Genomic DNA, 12404 nt, shown 5'->3' on the forward strand with positions numbered 1-12404 from the left:
TTTTTTTGACTATTATTGCTCTTCTTTTGGTTCTTTAGGCATGGCTAATGGAATCACTGAAACAATAAATCCAGCGATTAAACTTACAATGGTTGCATCTAAAAAATTATATGGAGCACCGACTAAAGATGCACCGATATAGGCAACTGCTTGTCCAATCAAGAACGCCCAAAAAATAACGACAAGATTTTTCATCACACGCACCTCTTTTCATTCGCATTTATTCTATCACAATTTACTGAATTGTAAAGGGAAAACAACTATTTATGAGTGCTCTCTCATGGAATAAAAGGCTTGACAAAAGCGATGAATCACTTTAAATTAGTAGTAGGTAATAAAAATAGCTACTAAATAGATGACTAAGGTGATGAAACATGACAATAAATGTAGGCATTATAGGTGTTGGAAAGTATGTACCAGAAGAGGTACTGACAAATTTTGACTTAGAAAAAAGAATGGATACAAATGACGAATGGATTAGGACACGCACAGGAATTGAGCGTCGTCATATCGCACCAGATGGTATTGAAACAGCAGATATGGCTTATTTTTCTGCAAAAGAAGCGTTAGCAGATGCACAGCTAGATGCAACTGAAATTGATTTGATTATTGTGGCCACAGTGAGTCAAGCTTTTCATTTTCCATCTGTAGCCAATCAAATCCAAGCACGCTTAGGCGCAACAAAAGCAGCAGCAATGGATATTGGTGCTGCTTGTTCAGGCTTTGTATATGGACTCATTACAGGTGCACAATTTATCCAATCAGGTGCTTATCAAAACATATTGGTTGTAGGTGCTGAAAAATTATCACAAATGATTGATTGGGAAGACCGCGGCACAGCCATTTTATTTGGTGATGGTGCAGGAGCAGCAGTAATTGGACCAGTTCCAGAAAATCAAGGCATTCTCTCCTTTGAATTAGGAAGTGATGGTAGTGGTGCAGGTCACCTTTATGAAAATGAAAAAGGGCATATTGTGATGCAAGGCAATGAAGTCTTTAAATTTGCTGTCAGAAAAATGGGAGATGCGTCAGTGAATGTCCTTGAAAAAGCGGGTATTGCTAAAGAAGAGCTAGATGTTTTGATTCCCCATCAAGCAAATATTCGCATTATGAAATCAGCAGCAAATCGTTTAAGCTTACCAGAAGAAAAAATGGTTTCAGTTGTACATGAATATGGGAATACCAGCTCAGCAAGTATCCCAATTGCTTTATATGATGCAGTTAAAACAGGAAGAATCAAAACCAATGATTCAGTTCTCCTAGTTGGCTTTGGTGCAGGCTTAACCTGGGCTGCATGCGTTATAAAATGGCATCAATAAACTGTAAAGAAAGTAGGAATAATTTGATGAAAACTAGAGTTGTAATTACAGGGTTAGGAACCGTTTCTCCAATTGGTAATACTGTGCCTGAAATGTGGGACAATGCGATTGCAGGAAAAAATGGTGTAGGTCTCATGACAAAAATTGATAATAGCGAGATGCCTGTGAAAGTTGCAGCAGAGCTAAAAGATTTTGATATTTCTCCCTATCTTGAAAAACGTGATGCCCGTAAAATGGCTACCTTTACACACTATGCTATTGCTGCAGCCCAAGAAGCAGTGGATGATGCTGGTTTAGTTATGGAACAAGAAGAGGCTAGTCGTGTGGGAGTTTGGGTTGGATCAGGGATTGGCGGAATGGATGTTATGGAAGATAATATCCGTACCTTTATGGAAAAAGGGTATCGACGTGTGAGCCCCTTCTTTATTCCAATGATGATTCCAGATATGGCAGCAGGACAAATCTCCATTCGTTTTGGGGCTAAAGGACCAAATGGCTGTACGATTACTGCCTGTGCAACAGGAACTAACTGTATTGGTGAAGCGATGAAATTTATTGAACGTGGCGATGCTGATGTGATGATTGCCGGCGGAACCGAAGCACCTATTACAAATATGGGGGTATCAGGATTTATTGCCAATAAGGCGTTAACGACAAATCCGGATCCTGAAACAGCATGTCGTCCTTTTGATACCAATCGTGATGGCTTTGTGATTGGCGAAGGGGCAGGGATTTTAGTCTTAGAATCATTAGAGCATGCCTTAGCTCGTGGTGCAAAGATTTATGCAGAGCTTGTTGGTTATGGCTCATCAGGCGATGCACACCATATTACAGCGCCAGCTCCAGAAGGGGCAGGGGCACAACAAGCAATGACAGCAGCCATTAAAGATGCAGGTTTAGCCCTTGAAGATGTTGGCTATATTAATGCCCATGGAACAAGTACGCCAATGAATGATAAATTTGAAACAATGGCGATTAAAGGTGTCTTTAAAGAACATGCTCAGAATGGTTTATTAGTTAGCTCAACAAAATCAATGACAGGCCATACATTAGGCGCCTCTGGTGGAATTGAAGCGATTTTAACGACTTTAGCGATTTACAATGATGAAGTCCCACCGACGATTCATTTAGAAGAAGCAGATGAAGAATGTGACTTGGATTATGTAGCAAATAAAAGTCGTAAGCAAGCATTAACAGCTGCTTTATCGAATTCATTTGGATTTGGTGGACATAATGCAGTCTTAGCCTTTAAAAAATATACAAAATAAGGAAAAATAAAAATACCACTAAATTTAGAGGAGTAATGCTCTAAATTTAGTGGTATTTTGCCTATTTCATTAAATAATCCATTGCCAATTTTTTAGCATGCAGGGTATTTCCATGCTGTACGACATCATTAAAACAAGCGGTTGCTTCTTCAAAACGTTTTAAATGAAAGAAACAAATTCCTTTTTTCATCTCTTTGTTTACACGAGCTGATTCATTACGAGAAACTGTTTTTTCAAATGCATCTAATGCAGCTTCATAATTTTCATGCATCATATAATGGATCGCAACATATAACTGCTGTAAGTTCTTTTTATCCTTACTAAAGAATAACGGCTTTTGAATATTTTTTAGGAGGTCTTCATAAGCTTGGTTGAATAAGGTTAAATTATTTTCTTCAAGGGCGATGTTGATTCTTAATGTCGGGATTAAAGCCTTACATGATGCTTCATGAGAAGCAAGGAAGGTTTTGGCTTCCTGTAGCTCACCACAAGCCATTAAAGCAATTAAATAATGCGCTTCATAGTAATTGCGTAGATTTTTTTCAAAGCCTTTTGTAATATTCTTCCCATAAGTTACCCCTGTGGCCATATATTGACGAAAAGCAACTGCATCACATTGATCAAGTAATACGAAATCAAATTGCTTCGCTATTTTGTTGTAGCGTTTAAGCATAATTGTCATACTCAGAATGAGTGAAGGGACGATAATGAGTACCGTCTTAGGGATATTAAGCCAGCCTTTAGTTGACGTAGCATAAATAGTGCCTACATTTAGGGAGGTATCAAAAGGGGTACCCCAGAAAAAACTACCAATGAGTACTAATAAGAATACGAATCCTACAAAATAAAAGCCAACTGCTTTGCCCAGTTTATTCGCTTTTTGATAACTTGCTACGATTTTATCTTCCATTCTTTTCATATGTAACTTACTCCTTTAAAGGTTTCTATCTAGTCATTTAACAAAAAATAAATTTGATGAAAATAATGGACTTCAGACAATTGAAAAAGGAGTCGAAAATCGACTCCCTTTAACGCCATTTAATTTTCATCATATGGACGATATTTTTTGCGTAGTTCTACTTGTTGCATTTTGCGTTCTTCAATTTCTGGCTTGAAGTACAAAGTAGCGCCATTTTTTTTGATTTGGTCAATTTTGCCTCTTGTTACAAGTGATTGAAAAGCACGTCTAGATATGCCTAAGATTTCAACCGCTTCCATAGTAGAAACAAACTGATCATTCAACATTTTAATGGCCTTCTTCTTTTGTCGTTGAAATTCTTTAGGTGTGAGTTCTTTAGAAAGCAGATTTGAAGATGAAGTCGTTTTTTTCACCATCATACATACACTCCTTTTCTCATAATTCCTTTTAAATATACTAGAATAGTCCGCAACAAACAACTATTCTTTTGAAAATAATGAAAATTCTTTCCTTTTTTTAACAAAATCCAACAAATTTATGACAGATTTAGTAAAAAAAGAGAGAAATTTGCAAGAAACTAAAAAAAAACGGTATAATATAGATATTATAAAAAAGGACTGGAGAGAAGGATATGTCATTTGTACATTTACAGGTCATTAGCGCCTATAGTTTGCTACAAAGCACGACCTCAATTGAAAAATTAGTAGCAAAAGCTAAAGAAGATGGCTATCAGGCAATTGCTTTAACAGACATCAATGTATTATATGGCATCATAGATTTTTATAAAGCTTGTAAAAAAGCTGATATTAAGCCAATTCTCGGTTTAACCTTAGAGATAGCAGGGCTTATTCAAGAGAATCAAGTCTATCAAATGGTTTTTTTAGCTGAAAATTTAGCTGGCTATCAGCAATTAATGAAACTATCTTCTCTTAAAATGTTAAAAAATTCTCATGAAGTTTTAACGATGGATGACATAAATTCTCATTTAGAAAATCTGATTGTCATTACCCCTGGGGAGCAAGGTGAAATTGAACAAGCTTTACTTGGAGAACAATGGGATAAAGCACAGCAAATTGCTAAAAAATGGTTAACTTATGTAGCAAATAGTCATTTTTATTTAGGGGTACAGGTACAGTCAAATTTGGTACCCATTATAGCGCAATTGCAAACCTTGGCAGCCCAATTACAAATCAAAACAGTGGCTATGACAGATGTGCGTTATTTAGAGCCAAGTGATCATTTTAGTACGAAGGTCTTAAGAGCAATTGATGATGGCGAAAAGTTAGCACTTGAAACAGAAGCCATCACAGGGGCCTATTATTTGCCTAAGCCGGAAACTGTTGTGGCACAATTTGAGCAGTATCAATTGGAAGCTGAGATCAATGAAACACTACAGATTGCGCATCGTATTCAAGTAGAAATCCCTTTAAATCAAGCTTTATTTCCAAAGTATTTATTAGCAGCAGGAGAAACAGCGGCTGATAAATTGCGTAGCTTATGTGAAGCAGGGTTAGCTCGCAGAGTTCCTCAAGCAACAGCTGACTATCAAGAACGTTTAAATCATGAATTACAAGTCATTCACAAAATGGGCTTTGATGATTATTTCTTAATTATTTGGGATGTGATTACATTTGCCCATCAAAATGAGATTGTGACAGGAGCTGGCCGTGGTTCAGCAGCAGGATCCCTTGTTTCTTATACATTAGGCATTACAGATGTAGATCCGATTCAATATCAATTGTTGTTTGAACGTTTCTTAAATGTAGAACGTTTTACCATGCCTGATATTGATTTAGATATTCCAGATAATAAAAGAGAAGCGGTACTCAGCTATGTTCAGCAAAAATATGGTGCAAATCATGTAGCACAAATTGCGACTTTTGGTACCTTAGCCGCAAAAATGGCTTTACGAGATGTTGCCAGAGTTTTTGGCTTGAATCAAAATGAAGCCAATGTTTGGTCAAATGCGATTCCAAAACAATTAGGGATTACATTAAGTCAAGCTTATCAAGACTCAGCTAAGTTAAGACAGCTCGTTCAAGAAACAGAAAAAAATAAATTATTATTTGAAACAGCCCAAAAAATTGAAGGCTTACCTAGACATGTTTCAACTCATGCAGCTGGAGTGGTCATGACAGATCAACCCTTAGATTCCCTTGTGCCCTTACAGCATGGCGGAAATGAGATTTATTTAACGCAATTTGCAATGGGAAATGTTGAAGAAATTGGCTTACTCAAAATGGACTTTTTAGGATTAAAAAACTTATCGATTTTAGCTAATGCGATGCAATTTTTAAAAAAGGATAATCAAGTAGCAATTCAATTAAATGAGCTACCATTAGATGATGAGGCAACCTTACAATTATTCCGTCAAGGAGACACAACGGGTGTTTTTCAATTTGAATCAAGTGGGATTCGCAATGTCTTACGTAAGCTAGGTCCAACCTCAATTGAAGATGTTGCCGCAGTCAATGCGCTATACCGTCCAGGTCCAATGGAAAATATTGATTTATTTATTCGTCGTAAAAAAGGTTTGGAACCCATTGCTTATCCTCATGACAGCTTAAAAGACATTTTAGGTGTCACATATGGTGTCATGGTTTATCAGGAGCAAATTATGCAAATTGCAGCTAAAATGGCTGGCTTTACTTTGGGACAAGCAGATATTTTAAGACGTGCGATTAGTAAAAAGAAAAAAGATGTGCTAGATGAAGAGCGTAAACATTTTATTGATGGAGCACTTTCTCAAGGCTATACAGAGGAAAGCGCAAGCGAAGTATATAACTGGATTGAACGCTTTGCAAACTATGGTTTCAATCGATCCCATGCAGTTGCCTATTCCTTTATTGCTTATCAATTAGCTTATCTTAAAGCCCATTATCCAGCCGCTTTTTTTGCTGCTTTATTAAATGGCATGATTCATAATCCTACAAAAATTAAAGAATATATTTTAGAAGCAAAGAAAAAGAAAGTCGCAATTGCACCACCAGATATTAATCAAAGCTTTTATGGCTTTTCACTCAAAGACCATACCATTCAATTTGGCTTAGGCTCGATTAAAACCCTAAGAAGAGATTTTGTGATGGAAATCATTCAAAATAGAAAAACGCATGGTCCTTATAAAGACTTGATTGATTTTTCTAGAAGAATGGATCCAAAATGGATGAAGGAAGAAAATCTTCGTCCACTTATTTTTGCTGGTGTCTTTGATCATTTAAATGAAAACAGAGGCACACTCATTAGCTCATTAGAGGGGGTTCTTTCCAGTGTGAAATACAGTGGCAACAATATGGACCTTTTGGGGATTTTGGAACCTAAGTATGAGCAAATGCCTGATTTAACCTTAGAAGAAAAGCTTGAAATGGAAGAAACCTATTTAGGTGCCTATGTTTCAGGACATCCAATTGAGCAGTATCAGGATTTAATGAAACTCAAAAAAGCCAGCTTTGTAGCAGAATTGGTTACAGGTAAGAAAGCAACAATTATTGGTTTTATTCGACAAATTAAAAAAATTCGAACCAAAAAAGGCGAACAAATGGCTTTTGTGCAACTCAGTGATTCCTCAGGCGATCTCTCTTTAACGCTGTTTCCTGGAACTTATCGAAGATTTGTCAAGCTCTTAGAAAAAAATAGTATTTTACTCGTTACTGGGAAAGTGGAAGAGAATCAACAAGATGGGATGCAGCTGTTAGTTGATGAAATCGTTGATGCCATGCCATTAAATCAAGTAGTAGAAGGCAATCAATGCTTTATTAAAATTACCAAAGAAAAAGAAAATCCTAAGGTTCTTTCACAATTAAAAGAGGTGTTAACATTAGGAACAGGTGAACTGCCCGTCATTTTATTTTATGAATCAACCAATAAGAAAATTGCCTTAAATCAAGAGGATTGGATTCAGCCACTTGTGGGGGTAAAGGAGCAGCTTCAACAGTTGCTTGGAGCAGAAAATATTGTCATAAAATAATGATTAAAAAGAGAGAGAAAAGAACAGAATAACATGGATACGTTTTCTTCATAATTTTTTTCTCTTTTAAACAGACTTTTCAGTCAATAAATGATAAAATACAGAGAAGCGAGTTTTTACATCTCGTTGATAAAGCAGGAAGAAGTTGCGAAAAATGGAGGCTGAGTACCTTGCTAAATAGTATTTTTTCACAACCTAAAAAAAAGAAATATGTCACAATACCCCATACCAAAACAGAGAAAGACATACCTGATGGCTTGATGATGCGCTGTGACGCATGTCAATCCTCGTTTTTCACAACAGAATGTGAACAGAACATGATGGTTTGTCCAAACTGTGGATTTCATTTTCCAATTGGGGCATGGCAACGCATTAAATGGTTAGTTGATGCGCACTCATTCGAGGAGAGAGCGGAGCAATTAACAACTGTTAATCCATTATCTTTCCCAGATTATGAAGAAAAAATTCGTCAAGATATGGGAAAAACAGGCTTAAAAGAAGCTGTGGTTATGGGAACAGCAAAAATTGAAGATTTACCATGTGTAGTGTCCATCATGGATTGTAACTTTCGAATGGGAAGTATGGGATCTGTTGTTGGAGAAAAAATTACACAAGGCGCTGAACTTGCAAAAGAGCTAAAGATTCCGTATATTGTGTTTACTGCTTCCGGTGGTGCGCGTATGCAAGAAGGAATGCTCAGCTTGATGCAAATGGCCAAAACAGCTGCAGCATTTGAAGCTTTACATGAAGCAGGCATTTTAAGTATGATTGTGATGACCAATCCGACAACTGGAGGTGTTTCTGCGAGCTTTGCAACATTAGGAGATATTCTCATAGCAGAACCAGGTGCATTAATTGGTTTTGCAGGCCGTCGTGTGATTGAGCAAACGGTGAGAGAAGAATTACCAGAAAACTTTCAAACCTCAGAATTTTTAATGGAGCATGGACAACTAGATGCCATTGTGGCAAGAACCTCATTACCGAGATATATCGGTAAAATGTTACGTTTCCATCATCAAGGAGGAGCAGAGCATGTCTGAAACACTAGATAAGATGTTAAAAAGCTTAAGGGATCAATTGGAAGATTTACGTACTTTGCCAAAGGAAAATCGTCCTGAATTGCAAGATGAGGTGGTTCGGATTGAAGAACAACTTGTTCAGCTTGAAAAGACGGTTTACAAATCCTTAGATGCATGGGAGACTTTCCAATTAGCTAGAAAACAAGATCGACCAACGACCCTAGATTATATTCCTTTTATTTTTGATGAATTCACTTTGTTACAAGGGGACCGTCATTACGGGGAAGACAGTGCCATTATTGGTGGCTTGGCTTTCTTTGAAGGTCAACCTGTAACCGTTATTGGACATCAAAGAGGTCGTGATACAAAAGAAAATATTGAACGAAATTTTGGGATGCCGCATCCTGAAGGCTTTAGAAAAGCCCTAAGATTAATGCAGCAAGCTAATAAATTTAAACGTCCAATTATTACTTTTGTAGATACAAAGGGAGCCTATCCAGGAGCGGCTGCTGAAAGGCGCAATCAAAGTGAAGCCATTTCTAAAAATATTTTTGAGATGTTTGGATTTACCGTACCAATTATCACTGTGGTGATTGGTGAAGGTGGAAGTGGTGGTGCATTAGCCCTAAGTGTTGCCAATCGTTTACTAATGCTTGAGCATGCGGTTTATTCTGTGATTTCTCCAGAAGGTGCTGCATCTATTCTTTGGAAAGATGCTGGCAAATCAAAAGAAGCAGCAGAAAGTATGAAAATTACGGCAAAAGATTTATACCAATTGGACATTATTGATGAGGTCATTCCGGAAGTTTTAGGAGGCGCACATCAAGATACAGAGCATCAAGCCATTATGATTAAAAATCATTTATCTCAACAGCTAAAAGAGCTATCCAAGCTATCTTTTGAGGAATTAAAAGAAGATCGTTATAAAAAATATAGACAAATTGGTACTTTTGGGCAATAATAGAGGATGTCAAATGTAGTAGGCAAAGCTTTTTTTTGAAAATGACAAAAGGTTTTCATAATATAGGAGTTCTCCTATATTTAAAAATATAAAACATGCATGAGGTGGTTTAAAAATGAAACGCATCGGTATTTTAACCAGTGGTGGAGATGCACCAGGGATGAACGCAGCGATTCGCGCTGTTGTACGTAAAGCCATTTTTGAGGGAATGGAAGTTTACGGAATTAATTATGGTTATGCAGGATTAGTTGCAGGCGACATTCGCAAGTTATCAGTGAGTGACGTTGGTGATAAAATTCAAAGAGGTGGAACATTCCTTTACTCTGCAAGATACCCTGAATTTGGTAGTGAGGAAGGCCAATTAAAGGGAATCGAACAATTGAAAAAATTCGGGATTGAAGGTCTTGTTGTTGTTGGTGGAGACGGTTCATATATGGGCGCACGTGCTTTAACAAAACATGGCTTCCCAGCAATCGGTTTACCAGGAACAATTGATAATGATATTCCAGGAACAGATTTTACAATTGGCTTTGATACTTCAATTAATACTGTACTTGAATCGATTGATAGAATTCGCGATACAGCAACAAGCCATGAGCGCACTTTCATTATTGAGGTAATGGGAAGAGGCGCAGGCGACATTGCTTTATGGTCAGGTATTGCTGGTGGCGCGGAGCAAGTGATTATTCCAGAAGTTGATTTTAATATGGAAGAAGTTGCTGCTAAAATTCAAGAAGGCCGCGATCGTGGTAAAAAACACAGCCTAATCGTCGTTGCTGAAGGTGTCATGAGCGGAAATGAATTTGCGGATGAATTAGCAAAATATGGTGATTTCCATGCTCGTGTTACAGTTTTAGGACACGTTCAACGTGGTGGTTCGCCAACAGCAAAAGACCGTGTGTTAGCTAGCCGTTTTGGTGTGCGCGCAGTCGAATTGTTGAAAGAAGGCAAGGGTGGCTTATGTATTGGGATTCGTGATAATAAAATTATTGCTTCTGATATTGTAGACACATTGGAAAATGGCAAACACAGAATTGATTTAGATTTATATGATTTATCTAAACAAATTTCATTTTAAGTCGTTTTTAAAATAAGGATTCAAAGGTATAAAAATAGATTGAACTAAAGTTTAGGGAGAGATAATTGGATATGAAAAAAACAAAAATTGTTTGTACCATCGGACCAGCAAGTGAAACAGTTGAAAAACTGGTTAACTTAATTGAAGCAGGAATGAACGTTGCACGCTTAAACTTCTCACATGGAGATTTTGAAGAGCATGGTGCGCGTATTAAAAATATTCGTGAAGCTTCAGCAATCACTGGTAAAATGGTAGCCATTCTTTTAGATACTAAAGGACCTGAAATTCGTACCAACAATATGAAAGATGGTATTGTTGAATTAACAACAGATGATGTTGTACGTATCAGCATGACTGAAGTAGAAGGAACAAAAGAAAAATTCTCTGTCACTTACCCAGATTTAATCAATGATGTTCAACCAGGAACGCACATTTTACTAGATGATGGTTTAATTGACTTAGTTGTAACGGATCTTGACCATGCAAATGGCGAAATCGTTACAGTTGTTAAAAACTCAGGCATCTTGAAAAATAAAAAAGGTGTAAACGTACCAAATGTATCCATTAACTTACCAGGGATTACAGAAAAAGATGCAGCTGATATCCGTTTTGGGATTGAACAAGGTGTTGACTATATTGCGCCAAGCTTTGTCCGTCGTGCAAGCGATGTGTTAGAAGTTACCAAAATTTTAGAAGAAAACAATGCGACTCATATCCAATTGATTCCTAAAATCGAAAACCAAGAAGGCGTTGATAAAATTGACGAAATCTTGAAAGTATCTGACGGTTTAATGGTTGCTCGTGGAGATTTAGGTGTTGAAATTCCAACACAAGATGTTCCGATTGTACAAAAAGCTTTAATCCGTAAATGTAATGCATTAGGTAAACCAGTGATTACTGCAACACAAATGCTTGATTCTATGCAAAAAAATCCTCGTCCAACACGTGCTGAAGCAAGTGACGTAGCGAACGCGATTTTTGATGGAACAGATGCGATTATGCTTTCAGGAGAAACTGCTGCTGGAGATTATCCAGTTGAAGCCGTTCAAACAATGACAAGCATTGCATTACGTACTGAAGAAGCATTAGTTAACCAAGATTCATTCACATTAAAAGCTTATAAAGATACAGATATGACAGAAGCTATTGGTCAATCAGTTGGTCATACAGCCCGTAACTTAGGAATTCAAACAATTGTTGCAGCGACTGAATCTGGTCATACAGCCCGTATGATTTCTAAATATCGTCCTAAATCTCATATTGTCGCTATCACATTTAGTGAACAACAAATGAGAGGGTTAGCATTATCATGGGGGGTTTACCCACAAGTTGCTGAAAAACCAGCATCAACAGATGATATGTTTAACTTAGCAACACGTGTTTCACAAGAATCAGGTTTTGCTAAAGAAGGCGATTTAATCATTATTACTGCTGGTGTTCCAGTTGGTGAGCGTGGTACAACAAACTTAATGAAGATCCAATTAATTGGTTCAAAAGCAGCAAGCGGTCATGGTATTGGCGGAAAATCTGTTGTTGGTAAAGCAGTCATTGCAAACAATGCTTCTGAAGCAAATGCTAAAATGACAGAAGGTAGTATCTTAGTTGTGAAAACAACAGATAAAGACTACTTGCCAGCGATTGAAAAAGCTTCAGCATTAGTAGTTGAAGAAGGTGGCTTAACTTCTCATGCTGCTGTTGTCGGTATTGCAATGGGGATTCCTGTTGTTGTTGGTGTTGACAATGCCACAACTGCTTTGGCTCATGATGAGTTGATTACTGTAGATTCTCGTCGTGGTGTGGTTTATCATGGTGCAACTACTGCCATTTAATTAAAAATAAAAATTGCTCCCACTTTCTATTTTAGAGAGTGGGATTT

10 protein-coding genes are annotated in these 12404 nt (G+C 37.3%); 7 read left to right on the plus strand and 3 right to left on the minus strand.

Annotation, left to right across the window (positions count from 1 at the left end; all coding sequences use genetic code 11):
• Positions 1-12: 12 nt before the first annotated feature.
• The gene (locus BMW29_RS03870; RefSeq protein WP_092650530.1) at positions 13-195 is read right to left on the minus strand and encodes a YjzD family protein; all 183 of its coding nucleotides are present in this window, start codon (positions 193-195) and stop codon (positions 13-15) included.
• A gap of 179 nt (positions 196-374) precedes the next feature.
• On the opposite strand from BMW29_RS03870, the gene BMW29_RS03875 reads away from it, so the two are divergent.
• Complete coding sequence (locus BMW29_RS03875; protein ID WP_281241491.1) at positions 375-1319, plus strand: beta-ketoacyl-ACP synthase III; 945 nt, start codon at positions 375-377, stop codon at positions 1317-1319.
• Between the two features lie 26 nt (positions 1320-1345).
• Positions 1346-2587 carry a beta-ketoacyl-ACP synthase II gene (gene fabF, locus BMW29_RS03880; RefSeq protein WP_218139637.1) on the plus strand — a complete coding sequence of 414 codons (1242 nt, stop codon included), beginning with the start codon at positions 1346-1348 and terminating at the stop codon, positions 2585-2587.
• A 61-nt stretch (positions 2588-2648) separates the two neighbouring features.
• Here fabF and BMW29_RS03885 read toward each other — a convergent pair whose 3' ends face one another.
• Together BMW29_RS03885 and BMW29_RS03890 are read right to left on the minus strand one after the other, a co-directional pair.
• Complete coding sequence (locus tag BMW29_RS03885) at positions 2649-3506, minus strand: hypothetical protein (protein ID WP_092650534.1); 858 nt, start codon at positions 3504-3506, stop codon at positions 2649-2651.
• A gap of 119 nt (positions 3507-3625) precedes the next feature.
• Positions 3626-3925, minus strand: coding sequence for a MerR family transcriptional regulator (locus BMW29_RS03890; RefSeq protein ID WP_218139638.1), 300 nt, complete (start codon positions 3923-3925; stop codon positions 3626-3628).
• A 212-nt stretch (positions 3926-4137) separates the two neighbouring features.
• On the opposite strand from BMW29_RS03890, the gene dnaE reads away from it, so the two are divergent.
• The 5 genes from dnaE to pyk all read left to right on the plus strand — a co-directional run bounded on the left by dnaE (position 4138) and on the right by pyk (position 12357).
• The gene (gene dnaE, locus BMW29_RS03895; RefSeq protein ID WP_092650536.1) at positions 4138-7470 is read left to right on the plus strand and encodes a DNA polymerase III subunit alpha; all 3333 of its coding nucleotides are present in this window, start codon (positions 4138-4140) and stop codon (positions 7468-7470) included.
• A gap of 170 nt (positions 7471-7640) precedes the next feature.
• The gene (gene accD / locus BMW29_RS03900; RefSeq protein WP_092650538.1) at positions 7641-8510 is read left to right on the plus strand and encodes an acetyl-CoA carboxylase, carboxyltransferase subunit beta; all 870 of its coding nucleotides are present in this window, start codon (positions 7641-7643) and stop codon (positions 8508-8510) included.
• Entirely contained in the window at positions 8503-9450 is a 948-nt protein-coding gene (locus BMW29_RS03905) for an acetyl-CoA carboxylase carboxyltransferase subunit alpha (protein ID WP_092650540.1), read from the plus strand. The genes accD and BMW29_RS03905 overlap by 8 nt, the downstream gene beginning before the upstream one ends.
• A 115-nt stretch (positions 9451-9565) precedes the next feature.
• A complete protein-coding gene (gene pfkA / locus BMW29_RS03910; RefSeq protein ID WP_092650542.1) occupies positions 9566-10528 on the plus strand; it encodes a 6-phosphofructokinase in 963 nt (320 codons plus the stop codon).
• Between the two features lie 71 nt (positions 10529-10599).
• Complete coding sequence (gene pyk, locus BMW29_RS03915) at positions 10600-12357, plus strand: pyruvate kinase (RefSeq protein ID WP_092650544.1); 1758 nt, start codon at positions 10600-10602, stop codon at positions 12355-12357.
• Positions 12358-12404 lie beyond the last annotated feature (47 nt).

The sequence above is a fragment of the Isobaculum melis genome (assembly GCF_900111355.1).
GTDB classification, from domain to species: domain Bacteria; phylum Bacillota; class Bacilli; order Lactobacillales; family Carnobacteriaceae; genus Isobaculum; species Isobaculum melis.